Origin of the sequence: Niallia circulans NBRC 13626, from assembly GCF_001591585.1 — a bacterium.
GTDB classification, from domain to species: Bacteria; Bacillota; Bacilli; order Bacillales; family Cytobacillaceae; genus Niallia; species Niallia circulans.
Genome location: NZ_BCVE01000023.1, coordinates 1 through 18129 on the forward strand (window position 1 = coordinate 1; position 18129 = coordinate 18129).

20 protein-coding genes are annotated in these 18129 nt (G+C 36.3%); 5 read left to right on the plus strand and 15 right to left on the minus strand.

Features of this window, described 5'->3' with window-relative positions; translation table 11 throughout:
- Positions 1 to 150 precede the first annotated feature (150 nt).
- Entirely contained in the window at positions 151 to 390 is a 240-nt protein-coding gene (locus BCI01S_RS20320) for a hypothetical protein (protein WP_047943748.1), read from the minus strand.
- A 140-nt stretch (positions 391 to 530) separates the two neighbouring features.
- On the opposite strand from BCI01S_RS20320, the gene pdaB reads away from it, so the two are divergent.
- Positions 531 to 1280 (plus strand): polysaccharide deacetylase family sporulation protein PdaB, encoded by a 750-nt coding sequence (pdaB, locus tag BCI01S_RS20325; RefSeq protein WP_047943747.1) that lies wholly within the window; start codon positions 531 to 533, stop codon positions 1278 to 1280.
- Positions 1281 to 1455: 175 nt separating this feature from the next.
- Positions 1456 to 2025, plus strand: a complete 570-nt coding sequence (gerD, locus tag BCI01S_RS20330) for a spore germination lipoprotein GerD (protein WP_047943746.1) — start codon at positions 1456 to 1458, stop codon at positions 2023 to 2025.
- Between the two features lie 43 nt (positions 2026 to 2068).
- Here the strand turns inward: gerD and salA are convergent, their stop codons facing one another.
- The 5 genes from salA to BCI01S_RS20355 all read right to left on the minus strand — a co-directional run bounded on the left by salA (position 2069) and on the right by BCI01S_RS20355 (position 6638).
- Positions 2069 to 3124, minus strand: coding sequence for an iron-sulfur carrier protein/transcriptional regulator SalA (gene salA, locus BCI01S_RS20335; RefSeq protein WP_047943745.1), 1056 nt, complete (start codon positions 3122 to 3124; stop codon positions 2069 to 2071).
- A gap of 143 nt (positions 3125 to 3267) precedes the next feature.
- Positions 3268 to 3987 carry an N-acetylmuramoyl-L-alanine amidase CwlD gene (gene cwlD / locus BCI01S_RS20340; RefSeq protein WP_047943750.1) on the minus strand — a complete coding sequence of 240 codons (720 nt, stop codon included), beginning with the start codon at positions 3985 to 3987 and terminating at the stop codon, positions 3268 to 3270.
- A gap of 121 nt (positions 3988 to 4108) precedes the next feature.
- Positions 4109 to 4549 carry a DUF2521 family protein gene (locus BCI01S_RS20345; RefSeq protein ID WP_047943744.1) on the minus strand — a complete coding sequence of 147 codons (441 nt, stop codon included), beginning with the start codon at positions 4547 to 4549 and terminating at the stop codon, positions 4109 to 4111.
- Positions 4550 to 4641: 92 nt separating this feature from the next.
- The gene (locus tag BCI01S_RS20350; protein ID WP_061800902.1) at positions 4642 to 6144 is read right to left on the minus strand and encodes a PH domain-containing protein; all 1503 of its coding nucleotides are present in this window, start codon (positions 6142 to 6144) and stop codon (positions 4642 to 4644) included.
- Complete coding sequence (locus tag BCI01S_RS20355) at positions 6144 to 6638, minus strand: PH domain-containing protein (RefSeq protein ID WP_061800903.1); 495 nt, start codon at positions 6636 to 6638, stop codon at positions 6144 to 6146. The genes BCI01S_RS20350 and BCI01S_RS20355 overlap by 1 nt, the downstream gene beginning before the upstream one ends.
- Positions 6639 to 6863: 225 nt before the next feature.
- Between BCI01S_RS20355 and BCI01S_RS20360 the strand changes: the two genes are divergently transcribed.
- Positions 6864 to 7136 (plus strand): hypothetical protein, encoded by a 273-nt coding sequence (locus tag BCI01S_RS20360; protein ID WP_061800904.1) that lies wholly within the window; start codon positions 6864 to 6866, stop codon positions 7134 to 7136.
- On the plus strand, positions 7069 to 7263 hold the full coding sequence (locus BCI01S_RS26480; RefSeq protein WP_488168462.1) for a YdeJ family lipoprotein: 195 nt from the start codon (positions 7069 to 7071) through the stop codon (positions 7261 to 7263). Before BCI01S_RS20360 ends, BCI01S_RS26480 begins: the two co-directional genes overlap by 68 nt.
- A gap of 505 nt (positions 7264 to 7768) precedes the next feature.
- Here the strand turns inward: BCI01S_RS26480 and BCI01S_RS20365 are convergent.
- The 4 genes from BCI01S_RS20365 to BCI01S_RS20380 form a co-directional block, all read right to left on the minus strand.
- Positions 7769 to 8692, minus strand: a complete 924-nt coding sequence (locus BCI01S_RS20365; RefSeq protein WP_095259485.1) for a YobF C-terminal domain-containing protein — start codon at positions 8690 to 8692, stop codon at positions 7769 to 7771.
- A gap of 778 nt (positions 8693 to 9470) precedes the next feature.
- On the minus strand, positions 9471 to 10877 hold the full coding sequence (locus BCI01S_RS20370) for a M24 family metallopeptidase (protein WP_061800906.1): 1407 nt from the start codon (positions 10875 to 10877) through the stop codon (positions 9471 to 9473).
- 204 nt (positions 10878 to 11081) lie between these two features.
- Positions 11082 to 12470, minus strand: a complete 1389-nt coding sequence (locus tag BCI01S_RS20375) for a serine hydrolase domain-containing protein (protein WP_061800907.1) — start codon at positions 12468 to 12470, stop codon at positions 11082 to 11084.
- A gap of 104 nt (positions 12471 to 12574) precedes the next feature.
- Positions 12575 to 13348 (minus strand): MerR family transcriptional regulator, encoded by a 774-nt coding sequence (locus BCI01S_RS20380; protein WP_061800908.1) that lies wholly within the window; start codon positions 13346 to 13348, stop codon positions 12575 to 12577.
- A gap of 553 nt (positions 13349 to 13901) precedes the next feature.
- Between BCI01S_RS20380 and BCI01S_RS20385 the strand changes: the two genes are divergently transcribed.
- Positions 13902 to 14105 carry a hypothetical protein gene (locus BCI01S_RS20385; protein WP_061800909.1) on the plus strand — a complete coding sequence of 68 codons (204 nt, stop codon included), beginning with the start codon at positions 13902 to 13904 and terminating at the stop codon, positions 14103 to 14105.
- A gap of 158 nt (positions 14106 to 14263) precedes the next feature.
- Here the strand turns inward: BCI01S_RS20385 and BCI01S_RS20390 are convergent, their stop codons facing one another.
- From BCI01S_RS20390 to rplM, 5 genes are all read right to left on the minus strand, one after another.
- Positions 14264 to 14641 (minus strand): VOC family protein, encoded by a 378-nt coding sequence (locus BCI01S_RS20390; protein WP_061800910.1) that lies wholly within the window; start codon positions 14639 to 14641, stop codon positions 14264 to 14266.
- Positions 14642 to 14802: 161 nt separating this feature from the next.
- Positions 14803 to 15180 carry an iron chaperone gene (locus BCI01S_RS20395; protein WP_047943738.1) on the minus strand — a complete coding sequence of 126 codons (378 nt, stop codon included), beginning with the start codon at positions 15178 to 15180 and terminating at the stop codon, positions 14803 to 14805.
- A gap of 169 nt (positions 15181 to 15349) precedes the next feature.
- Complete coding sequence (locus tag BCI01S_RS20400; RefSeq protein ID WP_061800911.1) at positions 15350 to 16165, minus strand: CPBP family intramembrane glutamic endopeptidase; 816 nt, start codon at positions 16163 to 16165, stop codon at positions 15350 to 15352.
- 989 nt (positions 16166 to 17154) lie between these two features.
- Entirely contained in the window at positions 17155 to 17547 is a 393-nt protein-coding gene (rpsI, locus tag BCI01S_RS20405) for a 30S ribosomal protein S9 (protein ID WP_047943731.1), read from the minus strand.
- A 22-nt stretch (positions 17548 to 17569) separates the two neighbouring features.
- Positions 17570 to 18007, minus strand: a complete 438-nt coding sequence (gene rplM / locus BCI01S_RS20410) for a 50S ribosomal protein L13 (RefSeq protein ID WP_047943730.1) — start codon at positions 18005 to 18007, stop codon at positions 17570 to 17572.
- Positions 18008 to 18129 lie beyond the last annotated feature (122 nt).

An 18129-nucleotide genomic window follows, 5' to 3' on the forward strand; every position in this document is an offset into this window, starting at 1 on the left:
GATTGGCCGCTCAACAAGCGACTTTATTAATTTAACACACCCAAACCTAAGAGTCAACTACTTTTTTATTTTCTTATTCATTGATTTCTCTCATGTCGAAGTGACGTTTATTAATATACCAAGATAACTATTATTCGTCAACAGTTTTTTTCACATTTTATATTTTTCATCCAACAGTTTACTTTCTGGCAGGATATATGCCAGACATTCTTTAGGGGAAGCCACTCTTTTAAGTAAAATAAATAAATTCTTATACCTTTCAACCATCGCCTTTTTCACAGCAAGATCAATTCTTTTATCTCCTAAATCTAATAAAATTTCATCCAATTCCCTTTTTATTAGATATTCAATCTCTTTTATTTCCTTTTTATTTAATAATAATCCAATCATTACTAATCCTCCTGCTGCATCCATATTTTGGTCTCTGTATTATGTACTAGTTTTTCTTTTTTTATAAAAGTTTTGTCATTATTTTTTTCTTTTCAACATAAATATGAGACGAGCAGTAAAGTGGACGAGGTGACAAACAGATGAATATTTTCTATGTTCTTAACAGTAAATCCTTAAAACAAATGGCATTGATAGTTGTAGTATCCTTCTTCACAGCCTGGTTTTTGTATGTGGAAAATATTGTCCAAATCCCTGTATTTTCTTCAAAGGATGGACCAAAGGCTGTTTATAAAGGGGAAAAGGGAGTTGCACTCACCTTTAATATTGGATGGGGTGACAAAAAAGCAGAACCAATTCTTGATATCTTGAAAGAAAAGAAAGTGAACGCAACATTTTTTCTTGCTGGTTCATGGGCAGAAAGGCATCCTGAATTAGTCAGCAGAATGGTAAAGGAAGGACATGAAATTGGAATACTAGGTTATGACTATGTGGACTATTCTGAAGTAAAAGAAGAAAAAATTCGCCAAGACATATCTAAAGCAAAAACGGCATTTCAAAAATTAAAAGTCGAAAATATTTTATTAGCTAGAGCCCCAACTGGTCATTTCAGCCAATCTACCTTAACTATTGCAGACCAATATGATTATACATTAGTCCACTGGAGCATCGACTCTAAGGATTGGACCAATCCCGGAGCACAACAAATCATTAAAAAAGCTGCTTCAGCTAAAAAAGGGGACATTGTTTTATTACATGCTTCTGATTCTGCCAAACAAACTGCAAAAGCCCTACCAGAGATTATTGGTAAATTACAAAAAAAGAACTTAAAGTTTGTTACTGTTTCAGAAATGATTTCCAACGCTGATTCCAAATCGAAAGAAGTACATTAAATCAAAAAAGCTGTGCCTTAAGTTAGAGGGAATCGATTGAATAAAGATCGAGAAACTCTTTTAGGGTCAGTTTTTTTCTTTCTTATTTCATTATCTTTTCCTTACCATCAGGAATAAAAATTCAAAAAGAATCCATTCTACTTAATAGATATCTTTAATGAAAGAGGTAATTATCATGCTAAAAAAAGGGATTACCCTCCTGCTAGTCATTTCTTTATTAAGCGGATGCTCAGAAAGTGAAAATTCTCAACAAATGGACTATGATCAAACGAAAAAAATGATTGTGGATATATTAAAAACAGATGAAGGGAAAAAAGCTATTCGTGAAGTAATGAACGATGAAGAAATAAAACAAAACTTGGTTATGAATGAAAAAGCAGTAACAAACACAATAGAAAAAACACTTGTTTCTGACAAGGCGGCTGAATTTTGGCAAAAGAAATTCAAAGATCCTGAGTTTGCTGAAACAATGGCAAAAAGCATGAAATCCGAAAATGAAAAATTGATCAAAGACCTAATGAAGGATCCAGGATATCGGAAAATGATGGTCGAGTTGCTGCAAGATCCTTCACTAGAATCAGAAATGAAGAACATTTTAAAAAGCACAGAATATAGAGAGCATGTAGAACAAATCCTCCAAGAAACAATGGAAACACCTGAATTCAAGTCCAAATTTAAAGAATTACTAGATAAAGCTGCGAAAGAAGCCTCTTCCTCTTTATTATCTGAAGAAAATAAAATATAAAAAGAGGTACCTTCAAAGGAAGGTACCTCTTTGCTATCAGCAGTTAGTTTTCTACTCTATCTACTGCCATCTCTAACACTTCTACTATTTGTTCAGCAATCCCCTTATATCTTTCACCAATAGGATGCGTTTCTTTATAGACGGATGGAGCAAAATCCTCTTCATTCCAATCTGGCTGCCCCAATGGCAGTTCTCCAAGTAAGGGTACCTCCAAATCCTTTGCTAATTTCTTTCCTCCCCCCTTGCCAAACACATATTCCTTTTCCCCTGTTAAACGGCTTTCAAAATAAGACATATTTTCTATGACACCTAATATCTCATGTTCTGTTCTTAATGCCATCGCTCCAGCACGTGCTGCAACAAACGCAGCAGTTGGATGAGGTGTTGTTACGATAATTTCTTTACTTGTCGGCAGCATAGAGTGGACATCTAGGGCCACATCACCTGTTCCTGGTGGTAAATCTAATAGGAGATAATCAAGCTCTCCCCATTCTACTTCATCCATAAAGCTTGTCAGCATTTTACCAAGCATTGGCCCTCTCCAGATAATAGGCGTATTATCTTCAACAAAGAATCCCATCGAAATAACTTTAACCCCAAAACGCTCAACCGGAATAATACGCTCCTTTATTACTTCTGGTCTATTCGTGATCCCCATCATATCTGGAACACTAAAACCATAAATGTCAGCATCCAGTAACCCAACTTTTTTCCCCATCCTTGCTAAAGAGACAGCTAAATTTACGGAAACCGTTGATTTTCCTACTCCACCTTTCCCACTAGCAATGGCAATATAAATTGGCTTCTTCTCTTCAGATTCTGTTTCCTTTATTATTTCCTCTACAAGCGCACTAGATAATTCCGTAAAACGTAACCCAACACTTTCTACTCCTCTTTCTTTAAGCGCGCTGACAATTTGATTTTGCAACTCGATTTGATAGGCGGAACCAAGCTTTGCTACAGCAACCTTTAAACTGGCATGCCCTTTTTCTTCATTCCATTTGACATCTTTCACTGCGCTCAGTTCAAGCAATGATTTATGTAAAAAAGGATCGATCATATTCTCCACTATCTTCTCAATTTCTTCTTTTGTTATCATGACGCAATCCCCTTTCCTATTTTTACTAACAGTATAGCATAAAAATAGTTATCGTTTACATTCTGAAGATTCAAACGTTATTACCAGCATTTATTTCCCGGGAATAGAATCGACAAAAATAAGAATAGAGACATGATTCGTCTCTATTCTTGAATTTCAAGTTCCTCTTCATTTGTAAAAAAGCGATTAACCCCTTTATAAATAGACGCTGCTATTTTCTCCTGATAGTCTTCTTTCATAAGATTTGCCTTTTCTTGTGGATTTGATAAGAAACCTACCTCCACTAGCACTCCTGGTCTCTCGGCATATTTAAGTATGTATACACTCTCCAGCGTTTTTGCCTTTCGGGTAGTATTCTCTAAGTTATCAATTAATTCGTCTTGAATAAACTTGGCAGCTCTATCGTTTCCTTCTTGCTTAGAGGAATAGAAGGTTTGTGCTCCACTCCATTTCGATGAAGGGATAGCATTTAAATGAATACTCAAGAATAAATCCGCATCCGATTTATTGATAATGCTTATTCTTTCTTTTAAATCCTCAACTTTTCGATTGCGATAGCCTTTCGTACTTTCACTAGCCAAATCCTTATCCACTTCTCTTGTCATGATGACTAACGCTCCTTGCTCTTGCAGATAATCTCGAAGCTTTAAGGAAACGCTTAAGGCAATATCCTTTTCCAATACCTCATTATCCCCTGCACCACCATCAGGCCCGCCGTGTCCAGGATCAATAATGATTACTTTTCCGGTTAATGGCAAATTCCAGGCATCCCATGAATCATCATTTGAGAAATCAAGTTGCAAAATAAAGAAAAGGAGTGCTAGTCCTAGGATATATATACTTATTTTCCACTTTTTACTCACAGTTAACCTCATTCCCCCCTATGCCCGTCCTTATTCATACTATATGGAGGAATACGAGGTTTTAGAACAGCAAGTCCTTCTTTCAGGTCATAACAAAAAGATGGCATCCTCATGCCATCTTTCAATGTAAGCGAAGCTTTCTTCTCTTATTCGCTTTCATATAACCTTCCAGCCACCATTCATCAACAAATTGTTCGCATAAATAGTAAAGGGATTCATTTTTATTGCTTTCCTCACTGCCCCAATAAAGAAGAAAATGATAAAGTGTTTCTTTTAAATGAACATCTTCTTCCTTGCATCTATTTTTTATAGCTTGAATTTCTTCGCCATATTCACTAAATTTACTGTAATTCGCTCCTAAAAGAAAGGCCTCTATTGCCACATCATAACATGCCTCTTCTATACCACTGTTCATTAAGATACTAGAAGTAAGGTTAGAGGAGCCAAAATAGTGAGCTACCTTTTCTTTTAATTCTTTAACGGATATTTCCTTAAGAACTGCTCTTTCATATTTTATTTGTTTCTCGCGTTTTTTTATATCAAAGCTGGTAATGACTGCCAATTGATTTCACCTCTTGCTGTTATTTTTCAACCAACAAGATGAGACGATACTAGTCTAACAAACCTTTTAGCATCCAATTAAAAGAATAGTTGCTATTTCAGTGCTTTCTTACCATTTTCATCTTCGTTGTTCTCTATATAACCTTTTACATGTATGTCACGCAGTCGCTTATTATACCAATGATAAAATTCACTAGCATCTGAAGCTGGAACATCGATTAAATCCGTTTGCTCAATCGGCTGCGATCGATTGATGAATTCAATAGTGGCAAGACCAAAATTCCTCTGTAACCGGGATCTCTTCACATTAACTTCCATAACCTTTGCTCTTTTTGTCAAAATTAATGTTGATTGCAGGGTCCCCTTCTTCACTTGAATAAATTCTTCATTTTGGATGTACCTGCTATTAAAGTAATCCAATACTCTCAACAAATAAATCCAAATAAACAATAATATCGCTATATACCATATCTCTGGCTTCCAATAGACAAGACCAATTGCTGAGATTATCCCAAAATAACTAGGTCTAAGCAGTCTGGCATATAGAGCTTTCTTAGGCAGCTTCTTCATTTGCTTTTTCAATCGATACGCCGGCAGAATCTTTTCTATGATTTCATATGCTTGGTTCACTGGCATATATGGGAACAAGGAGTTTACCTCTAAATCTTCATCCCCGATATCCCCGGCACTCACCAATTTCACCTCAGCTATTTTCAAAAGTCTTTGCATTGGAAGTTGGATCACTTTCACCGCCTGCACTTTCTCCTTTTGAATGGAAAAGGACGTTTCGGAAACTAGTCCTTTTTTTATATAAATCTTATCCTTATCAGAGGTTATTTGAAAACGGCCATATTTCCAGAAGGTCACACCAAGACCAAATAGAACCCCTATAATCAAAAGAGCAATGCTTACGCCAATTATCATCCAGATATGATCCAATAGATAAGTAAGAACCTTACTTGTCTCCACTTCCATTTGAAAGATTGATTCTATATTGGAGAAAAAAGAAATTAATAATGGAATTAGCGCTAAAAAGCTCAAAGAAGAAAAAGAAGCCTTCACTAAGTCTCTTCTTGTTACCTGAAAATGAACCGTTCTTTCGCTTCCAGCAACTGTTTTAGCTTCTTCTCCGTCTCCTGCTGAGACATTTTCCGGTTGATGGATATAAGACTCTAACCAATCTGCCTCTTTCTTGCGAATAACTGTTAAAGGTATAGAACTAGAATCTCCGGTCTCTCCTGTTTCCAATGTTAAGGAAGTTAGGTGGAGCCCTTTATGAAAAACAGAGGTGTGTCGATGTATATTTTGAATTTTATAAAAGGGGATTACTCGATGCGACTTTGTAAAAACCCCAGACCTTATATGTAGCGCTTCCTCTTCTACTGAATAAGTATGTGTAAACCAATCCAGTATGATGCTAAGAAGCTGCACAATTGCATAGAGGAGAAAGAGAACTTGGAATATCTTCATATACATTTTTTCAGATCCAAAATGTGACACAAATAAAATAATAAATAAGAAAAAATTACTTTTTACAAATCCAACTATATCAAAAACTATTTTAATCGGATGCTGCCGCTTCCTGATACCTTCCATTACTCCACTTCCTTAATCTTTGCAAAATGAGCAATTTGATCACGTAAACGATAAGCCTCTTCCTTTGGAATGGCAGGAATTTCATGCGAAGTGCCCATCGTCCCCACCGTTATGGAATATAATTGATATTTCCTTTGCAGTGGTCCTTGTGTTAATTCAACCGACTGTACTTTTGTCATCGGGATTAATTGATGATTCTCGACCATTACTCCCCATTTCAGTTGAATAAACTCTTCACTGACGTCATAACGCCAATAACGCTGTTTTAATGGCGGTGCAATAAAAATTCCCCATAATGCCGCCAAGATTGTTAATACGCCAAGACCTATAATGATTGGACCTATCCACGCCTTCCATGAAAAATAGAAATAGAGGAAGTAGCAGACACCCAATACCACAAGAATCGTACTATTAGATATCACCTCCGATATCCGCCATACTTTCACAGCCTCTTTAGATACTTTTTTTGTTGGTTCAGGGATAGAAAAATACATGTAAACACGCTCCTTAAATATTCTACTTATCTACGTTGCTTTAATGAAAAAAGTTTCCTCCAATGACAAAAAAATCTCCTTTTTCAAGGAGATTTCTTTATCATATTGACCTATGACCACGCATCCAAGCTTTTAGCTCTGTAAGAGAAGGAGTCTCATCCTCTTACTGCCACATAATTTCTTATCGTAACATCCTCGTATTTTTTTTCAAAGGGAGAGAAGAAAATGATAAAGTACTTAAAACTTATAGCTATACTTGCGACAATGTCATTTATTCTCATAGCCTGCAGTAATGATAAAAGTAAAATCAAGAGCAACTCGGAAAATAGCTCTATAGAAGAAAAACAGAATAACTCAGATGAGGATGACAACCAAGCAAGTGAACCAGATGATACAACAGCTGAGTCAGAAGGGAATAAAACCGACAGTAATGAGTTTAACGATAAACCTTCAAATAATAATAGTTCTAATAATCAGCCAGAAGAAAAAAAAGGGTAGTATATTATCTGCCTATTCTTCTAAAGAGATTGAGTATGCTCGCGTTTGGTTACAACTTATTAAAAAGGGGGATATTGAAGAATTACGCGTTCAGCATATTGCAGCTGGAGAACCAGTAAATCCTTAGGGTGAGAATAGTGTCCAATATCTGAAAGACATTATATCGTTATCAGGGAAAACAATGGCTGATGGTGCCATCACATAAGCGGGAATGGGGATGGCACCATCAATAAATATGATATTCCTTCCCATTAGCCGACTGCAGAACAAATAAAAGAACCTATGCAGGAATATACGAAAAACATTATTGAGTATCCAAAGGAAATCTATATTCAACCTGGTAATGACGAAGAAGTCGAAAAATTGATTAAAATAATTAAAACTGAATTCTAAAAGAATCCACTGATAATAGAATACTCTATTCACATACACGCAACCCTGTTCTGTCTACTTGTTTCCCGGTAATTAAAGTAGATAAGAACGGCAAGTTGCGTGCTAGCATTTAGCATTCCGAATGTATTAAAACTAACTTTAATTTAATAAATTTGCAGTAATGCTGCCCTTTAAAGGGAGGTTAACCCTTCTTATATCAACGCACTCGTTTGTTAAAGTGGAAATCTCTATAATTATAATTAGTTGCCGACTTTTAAAAGTTCCAATCTAAATTCCTCCTCTAAATCGGCTAGCCTCATTAACTTCTCCGATATACCTTTCCAATCTTTATTTACAGACATAGAATGACACATCCCAAGAACCTTAGCCTGTTCAATCTTCAACTCTGATAGACGTGAATGCCTATCTTTAAAATACACTGCATAATCGTTGGCTCTTCTTGCACTTAATTGGAAAAGGAAGAATGTTGTATGCCCTATAGTATCAGCTGTAATAGGGGCATTTAATAACTGATCCGCATAAAAACAAATTGCTTCCCTTCCAATTAACCCTATATCCGCTTTTTCGAATTCCCGATAAGTTCTCTTAAAGTAATCAATTGCTCTCTCATATATTTCGTTATTGTCTAATGTGACAACCTTTTTTGCTGTAGACCAATATTTATTGATTCCCTTCCTATATGGAATCCCTTCCGCCATCCAAGCCTTCTTAAATTGGTCCAGTGATAATGGAACAAATGGAAAGCCAGCTGGATCTTGTACATAAATATTTTTATTATCCATTTGATAAGCTAGCACATAATGGTCTGAACCATGTAAATTTTTATGATTCGGATGGTATGTTAGCTCCCCCATATCTAAAGGGCCTAGAATGACAGGGTTTTGTTTGATTTGCTTTTTTAACAACGTAAATGAGTCATCTAAGTCACTAGCTTGCTGATGCTCTTCTGCAGTAAATCCAAGGATGTTTAGAGCATAATTGATACCATCATCGGGATCTCTCATACTAAAAAAAAGGTTTTTTTCATTTTCTATCATGGCACCTAATCCAACACCAGTTAATACTTCTACAAGTTGAGGAGATACATTTTCTCCTATTGATGAAAGAAACATTGCAGTTGAATTTGAATAACAGTAATGGCCATTTCCTATATACATTAACATCACCTCCGAGTAGATAAGTTGATCTTACAATTTTGAAAATTGAAAAACAACATCAAACGTTATAATATTTCTTCTTGTATATCTTTTGTTTTGCCTTCTCGTCAAACTTCTTCGAGCTGTATACTTATACAATCTTGTATCGATAAAAATAAGGAAACTTCAGTATGAGAAACGGGATGCAACATGGAGAACTGCTAGCAATACAACCATAGTTAGACATTTAATTAGTTCTACTTTTGATATCACTTCGTTAAAAACACAAAATTCAAAATTAATGTTTCTATTTGCCCATGATATAGATATTACATATGTATCGAAACGTTTAGGACACAAAAATATTCAAACCACACCAAAATTATTATTTGGAATTAATGCAAAAAAGCACCAGCAAGCTGCTATATAATTATAACTGTGTCGGCATCCGGTAAATTCGCAGAATTATCACTTGATTTTGTTAAAAGTTTGCGAGGATATAAATTCTTAATAACTGGTAATCAGGACAAGAGTATAAAAATTGCTTATGAAAATATATTTTATATAAGCAAAAATAGCATTTCAAATGACTATCTTAGTATTTATGGAAAATATGGTATTACCTATATTTTAGATTTAATTTCTATGCAATATTTATTTTTATATGCTTAATTGATTTATTAATAATAAAACCTCCTTGTAATAAGTTTTCTGACAAGAAAATTTGGCTACAAGGAGGTGATAAGTATCCTATATTCAATTACATTACATGACTTTTTAAACTACTTTACGAAGAATCTTAAATTCAGCCATTATGATTGTAACAAAATGCAAGTTTTTTATTTAATAGATACGGTCTTAGATAAGCAACCGTACTGCATAATGGTAAAACATCATTACTCAATTTAATTCCAAGGAAATCATTAATATATTCTTTTCTTTTTTGAATCCTCATCCAAAGTTCAGGATAACTTTTTCTTATATCCTCTTTTAATGCATCGTCAGCTAGTGCAATTGTACTTTCAGCTGATACTCCATCATATCCAGCGACACGTGGTATTATATCAGTTTGAAAAATCATTCCGCTTTTAATAATTTCATCCGAGTTCTCATAAATCGGAGAGGCCAGCCACTCTTCATCAGCCGTCAAGTGTCCTGGGCATAGCTCCCAATGAAACACTTCTTTAGGAAGAACAGAATTAATAAAGCTATACATGTCCCCACCAGACATCCCAATTCGAATATTCTCAAGCCATGCTACAATAGCAGTGTAATAAGGAGCAGCTAAGTCTTCTACATAATTTTTTTTACTTTCTGGTAACTCAGAGCGTTCCATAACAGCATATCCTGCCCTACTGGATAATCCTCCTTTGTATCCCACAGTTAAAGAAATGGCATCTCCTTTCGTCACCTTTTTAGACATAGGGTATAAATTTCCCTTTTCAAATCTTTTACCCGTGGATGCTATCGTCACTACACTATTTCTTTGGCCTAAATCATTCAGTTCTTTACCTAGTTCCATTTCAGAGACACCAACATCTAATTTATTTATAGTACGCAAGATGCAATCCGACGCAAGAGATGCTCCAAACTCATAGTGTGCTATTTCATTTGCATTATTCACTCTCCGTACTCCACGGTTTCCAGCAATGAAAATATCTGTTCTATTAGTTAGGGAACCCTCCTTCCCAACAATATCTCTGATCGTATCCACAATAAAAGAAGGTGTATCAAAGAAATTTCGATTATTCTCAACTTTACTTGTGAAGTGCTTCCACCCCACTAAACCAATTTTCATCGATTCTCGGATTCCTGCTTTAAGAAAGACGCTTGAAAATGGAGTATCTGGTTCCATAGGCTGATTCGGTAAGGAAAAGTGCGGGCAATGTATTCCTTGGGCTGGAATTCTAGAGTATTGTGCCTTATTAAAGTTTTCATTTCCTAAGATTAGAAAGGCATTGCCTTTAGAGTGAAGAACCAATATAGCTTCTTCAAATCTTGGAACAAATCCCACTAAATATTCAAAGTTCCCACCATGTTCAAGATCTGCATATACCAATAACGCATCAAGCCCATCCATTCTCATCTCTTGCAATACATTTTCATATCTAGTCTTTATCGTTTCATCATCGATTAATAACGGTTCTCTACTGCAATCAGGCATTGGTGCTTCGATTTCTCTCAACTGTACATTTCTTGATTTATACTTCATATGTATATCCTTTCTCCATTTACTTTATTAGTAACAGTAAGTTTCTACTATAATACATTTTGCATATTCAATCATGCCCCGCTGCATGTCCATTTATCTACCATTTATTTTTTATTATTAAAAGTGACTATTTACTGTAACTGCCAAGATTGTCTCTTTAACTATAGTAATCTTTCCTGCCTATAAAAAGAGACCTTTTTGACTTCAATCAATACCTACCCTTTCCGCTACTTCCGGCTTAGCATTTGAATGCCAAATTAGACGCATGCCCTTGCCATCTTCATCGCTCTGAAACTCAAGTTCTGTAGCCGTTTGTTCCTCATAGTAGCATGTTGATGATAATGGCAGTAACTTTAGCAACATCCCATTTTCCATCCTCATATATAACTTGCCCTGCTCTACAAATACATCTAAATCAGAAGGATCTCCCTGTTCATTTGCAAATCTGTATTTTCCAAGCAATATCTCAGCATTTTTCAGATCAAGTGGAATGATTATCTTACTCTCTAAAGGCTTTGGTACCGTGTAAGCCTCCCCGCTCATAATCTGTTCAATGCTATTTACCAGCTGCTGTGTATAAGCATGATCCCGCTCGCCATTTTGCAGCATAATCAATGTGATATCACGCTCAATATAACGTTTAAACAATGTCGAGTATCCTGGCCAACCTCCACTGTGGTGGACGCTTTTCCCAAATCGCTCATCATCCTCGAGCAGCCAACCCATTCCATAATCAAATGACTCACCATTATTCATCATAACTGGAGAAAAAATCAACTGGCGCACGATCGGACTAATAAAATTATCATCATATAGGGCCATATCCAGTCGCAATAAGTCATCAGCAGTACTGTTGACCATCCCATCTCCTTGTAACCCATCTAAATATTTTACATAATTCAGTTCCGGAATATCATCAGGCAATACATATCCATCATGTTCAATTCTATAAACATACCCAAAAGCGTAATCATTTGGAACATCCCTTAGATCGACTCGACGATTATAGACCAGCGTTCGCTTCATCCGGAGAGGTTGAAAGATTTGTTCGTCCAAAAAGTCGCCGTAACTCTGACCACTTATCCGCTCTATGAGGATAGCTAGCAAAATATAACCAGTGTTGCTGTACAGCCAGTGCTCATTAGGAGCAAACAACGGCTCTGGCTGATGCTCAATCAGCATACGCAACACATCCTCATTGCAAGCATAACGCATAGGATCCCATTTCTTTGCAAATAACTCCATATAATCAGGTAAGCCCGATGTATGACAGAGTAAATGACGTACTGTAATTCCTGGATACGGCAGTTCAGGAATCCAGTTAGCTATCGGATCATCCCAATCCAATTTCCCCTGTTGCTGCAAAAAGACAATACCTAGAGCAGTAATTGGTTTGGAAACAGAGGCCAGCTCGAACATAGAGCCTATCGTCAAGCGGCGGGCGCTACTATCATTGTATTCCGCTATCCCTATCGCTTCACATAACACTTTTTCCCCTTGAACAGCTACAAGAACCACACCATTGAAAATTTCTTGCTTTTTAACCTCTGTAAATAATGATGTGAATTGCTGCACCAACTCTTCTTTTTTCATTATTTTTCCACCTCAATTTATAATGATTTAAACAATTTGTCGCCTTCTTCCCGGGTCACACTCCACGAAATCGTCCATTATTCCGTTTTAAGTATCAGCCGTCTTTACAATTTTAGCTCTCCTTGTTCAGACATCATATATTTCGAAAAATAATGTTCCATTGCCTTGTCCAGCCAAGCGCTCTCCTTTTCATTGAAAGGCATCTCCACTAAATGCTCAAGTTTGGCATAATGCTCCTCATCCAAATTTCTTAAATTATCCATTGCCTTCTGATCAAAATTTGCCAGCGCCCAATTCACATATGCACAGATCACCGCCTCGGCCTCCTCCGAATCGATCGGACCTTCTGATAACCGTCTTACTGCTCGGGAGAATTGAACAGTTTTCGCATCCATTTTCGTCTGCGCCTCCGCTGACCGCTCAAACAGGGTTTGTACTGTATAATCGGATAGATGGTTCTCCACCCACTCCCGTTGCAAGCTTTCTTGATTCATATTATGAATTAAACTGAACATTAGTGGATGATCCAGCTGCTTTTCAGCTTGAATGATTGCAATCAAACGTCCTATTAACTCAAGAGATTCTTCCATCTTAACAAGCTTTAATTCCAATGCCTGTTGTTGCAAACTCAACATCTCAACAAGTGATTGATCATATTGGGGGACTTTGAGCAGTTCACCTATTTGATTTAAACTAAAGCCAAGTGACTTCAAACTTAATATTTTCTGTAGTTCCACCATGTCCTCGAGTTTATATATCCGATGCCCACTTGCCTGTCTATGAGGTTTTATAAGACCCATCTCCTCATAATAATGTAGCGTTCTTACCGGTATTCCCGTCAATTCAGAAAATTTACCAACTGAATAAGTTTCCTTCATAAGAATCGCCTCCCTTTGTTCCCATTGTAATACCTACAGTAACTGTAGGTGCAAGCCTTAATCATCAAAATGTTCATCCTTAGCCGATTAGCTGGATTTAGCAAGGCTTGTTAGAAAAACTGGGAGTCTAGAGACTCGGTAAGATTCGGTTATCTTTTCTAGCAGTATGGGATTATTGCGTTTATCGTTGTCCATATGTTATTTCACGTAATATGGTATCCATGGGATAAAGTACACAACTCATTAATCCAACTGATATCCACCTTGTCACTTTTTGGAAAGCGAAACAGACTCGTGCTTATATTTTTTCAGTGGCCTCAATGAGAGATGTATTCGGACTGAACAAATGAAACGTGAAAGGCTCCTGTCCAAATAAGAGGTCTATTCGACCGGAACTAGTGAAACTTTTAAGAACCTAGTCCGAATAAGCTCCCAATTCGACCGGAACAAATGAGGTCTGCAAGAGTTCAATCCGATTAATAGCACCAATATAAAACAAACTGCCGGAACCAACATCAGTTGCTTTCTACCCAGACAGGAGATAAGTTGCATATTGGATTTTTTTATTGATCCCAATCGAAGAAAAATACATGAATTTCTGCAGTCATCTTGTTTACCATCTACTAAATCATCAACTGTTGAAAGAGAAAAAGGCTTGGATGAGATCATTGCTGTCAGTAAAAAAATGATCCTGCCAAATAAGGAGCGATACAGGAACATTGATGGAGAGCTCCTTAAGAACAATGTAACTAGATAACTATTTTTTAACTTTTAGTATGGAAACTCCTTAACAAGTCTCTCTTTGCATTCATTCACTTGTATAGTGATCGCCTTTCAACAAGTGGACATTAAAAACAATATTAATGGGTCAGTCCCCCGATTCTCTAACTATGCAGAGCGGGAGACTGACCCTTATTATTTATCTTCCCTTAACATATACTCGTTTCCATCTTGGTCATAAAATACGAACATATTTCCATATGGCATTTTTAATAACTCATCCACTTTTATCCCCTTTTGCTTCATATCCTCATAAGCCGCTTCAATATCAGCGGTACTGAAGAGAACAGATGGATGAGCAACTTTAGAGGGCTGTTGCTTCTCCATTAATGATTTAGAATAAAGGATTAACGTAGTAAATTCATCTTCATTAGGACCGACTTCGATCCACGTCGCATTAGGCCCCATCGGTTGTTCTAGCTTTAATATAAAGCCAAGCTTTTCTATCCAGAACGATTTTGCTTGTTCTTGGTCTTCTACATAGATGGTGATTTTACCAATTTTATTAATCATATAAATCTCCTCACTTACCTAAATTCTGAATCCCTGAACCGCTATTTTCAAGCTTTTGCATAATTTCTTCATCAGTTATCTTTTAACTAGCGGTCTTGTTCTATACTGTTGCAGCTGTCCATAAATATTTCAGCTCACAAAAAAGCTTCCATCCTATATGGCTAACATGCCGTATCTTCACCGGCACGCCACCTATCGACGGTTTTGTGGATAAATTGTGCCAACCCCGTATCTTCCATCTTTATCGATTTTTTAATGCGAATGCAGCCTTTCCCGTAATTATAGCCCGCTAGTAAGGCCTCTGCATTTTCGATTTTTTCTATTGTACCCACATAGAGACTGACATAATGTTTTTGGGCATTTAATGCAAAAATATAGTTATCTTCTTTACCATAATTCAACATCTTATAGCGGATGACCTCTCCTAGTTCTGGTGCGTATGAAAAAATCATTTGTCGAATCGCGAGCAGTTTCTCTTTTCTCCAATCATCTTCAAGCATTTCCAAATATTCTTCAGCATTCTTTGCATCATATTGCATGTTAAAGTTTCACTCCTGTATTTATGTTCTATTTTACTACTAACGTGTTCAGTTTAGTTTTTTTCATCTCTAGGTCATTCTATATCCATTAAAAATTTAAAGTCAGGCATTTAAAAATTCCTTTAACTATTCTTCGTTAAAGTGGTTAAACCGCGGAATTACAATCATGCTATAGCTTTCTAACTTGCATTATTGTCATGCTCTTTTTTTCATATATCACAACGGTTAAAATGGACACAAGAACGATCGCAGCATTTGCAGCAATAGTTCCCATCCAGGTCATCGTCATGGTGCCAAAGATAGGGGATGCTGCATTGAACATGGTGTGGAATAATACGGACATAAAGACAAAGCCTTTTCCTGAAATTTTGTAGATTGCCCCGTGGAAAAATCGAAAGGCCATGAGTTGAACTACAAACATCCAAAAGTTAATGAGCCCTTCACCATGATTCGTCCCCGGAATGAAGAAAAGAGGGATGTGCCATACAGTCCATATAATTCCGGTAAAAACAGAAGATAAAACAAAGCCGTATTTTTTGTCGAGTTTAGACTGCAATATGTACATCCAGCCAGCTTCCTCCAAGCCACCAATAATAAGATTACCAGGAAGTGAAAGAAAAAACGTATAAAATGGCAGCATCATTTCTAGGCGGTCTGAAACTACAATATGGATCAAGAAATACAGTGCAAGCCCTGCAACAACAAACAAATAGACAAATATGTTGTTTCTGACGTAGAAAACAGTTTTCAACCATTCCTTAAAATCAGCTATTTTTTTATTTTTCTTTAAAACGACATACGAAGCAATTGCAGGCGACAAAATATAGATTGCAAAAGGAATATTCATTAAGAATTGCTTGAATGTGTGAACCCAATTGTAAACCGAATATCCAAATGGTTCAAGAACAATCAAAGCACCAGACACAAAATAGGCTATGCTAAAAGTCAGTAGCGTAAATTGTACTGTGGTTTTTTTATCTATCATGGTATCTTCACCTCACATTATAGAGTATATTTTTTAAGGATTACACTTAATCTAGCATCAATGTGAATTAGCTTTTTTGTATTTACAAATTTTGAATTTAGCCTTGAATCCCAAAAGCTGCCTCTGTTGTCGTAAATGTAAGAAATCTAAATTTCGATTCAGCCTTTCCTTTACTTAAGAACAGTCAATCTTAATTCTGACCATAACATTTTTTCAATACTTCATCCTCCAAAAAATTTGCTCTCGCCAATTAAAGTTACCCTCTCAGTGTCTTTAAAGTAACAAACCCAATCTTTGAAATTATGTTCCAAGTATGTGAAGATATGAATGATTGGATGTAATAAAAAATATTTCTTTAAACCCCTGATTACAAAACATAGTATTAAACATGTTCTAGGGTACTCCGCTCTATAAATGAGGTAAGTGTGCAATGAGCAGAAAATCTACTTTGTTCCTTATATCTTTGATAAGATCACCTGCAGCACACCATTTACATTCAAAATATACAATGGACTCTCATGGTTAACAATATCCCTTCCTCATTCCATGCTCTTTAACATTGATAAACTGCAGTGGTTGATCCCCCATAAAAACTCATAACTATTATTCATCTCGCTCAATTGCGCCTCCCATTAAGCTCTAATATAACACTTTTCTCAATTTCATTATAATAATAAAAAAAGTCTGTGGTTCAAAAATGGAACAATTTGAGACTAATTTTATCCATTTGTCCAATTTATACAGAAACAGCGCAACTCTCGTTCTAAATAATTCTTCATTTTTCAATAAAAATTGGGCAATAATCTAGTTTAATGAGGAGTAAGGTGGAAAATTACACTCCATCGTTTCGCTGGAGAAAAATAATAGTATATAGTCTGAGGTTCATGAAGGATTCTGTTATGAGGTGTCATCAAATATAATAACAGACAACTTTTAGACATAAAAAAACTCCTTCCACCGAAGTGAAAAGAGTCTTTGAACCCCATTGATTAACGTTTTGAGAACTGAGGTGCACGACGAGCGCCTTTAAGACCGTATTTTTTACGTTCTTTCATACGAGCGTCACGAGTTAATAATCCTGCGCGTTTTAATGTTGGACGGTATTCAGGATCTACTTGAAGTAAAGCACGAGCGATACCATGACGGATAGCGCCAGCTTGACCAGTATAACCTCCACCGTTAACATTTACTAAAATATTGTAGCTTCCAGTTGTTTCAGTAGCCACTAATGGTTGTTTAACAACTTCGCGTAAAGCTGCAAACGGGATATAATTTTCGATTTCACGACCATTGATGATAATTTGTCCGTCACCTGGAACTAAACGTACACGAGCAACAGAGCTTTTACGACGACCAGTACCGATATATTGAACCTGTGCCATTTGTTTTACCTCCCTTTATTAATTATCCACGAAGTTCGTAAACTTCTGGTTGTTGAGCTTGGTGCGGATGTTCGCTACCAGCATATACGTGTAATTTTCTAAACATTTGACGACCAAGAGAATTCTTTGGAAGCATACCTTTGATTGCAAGTTCTAACATTTGCTCTGGATATTTAGTACGCATTTCTAAAGCAGTTCTTTGCTTTAATCCACCTGGGTGCATAGAGTGACGGTAGTAAATTTTGTCAGTTAATTTTTTACCAGTCAATTCAATTTTTGAAGCATTTAAAATAATTACATGATCACCAGTATCCACATGAGGTGTGAAAGTTGGTTTATGTTTACCACGTAGAATTGATGCAATCTCACTAGCAAGACGCCCTAAAGTTTGGCCTTCAGCATCAATCACGTACCATTTACGATCAACATTGTTTGAATTAGCCATAAACGTTGTACGCATGAGTTTCCCTCCTGAAATGTTAAAGTTATAGTTTGTTTTAAAATATAAATGTCTGTTCTTACGTCTATATGTTCACACAATTAAGTTCCGGGGCTTAATGTGGGTTTAAAATACATACCATA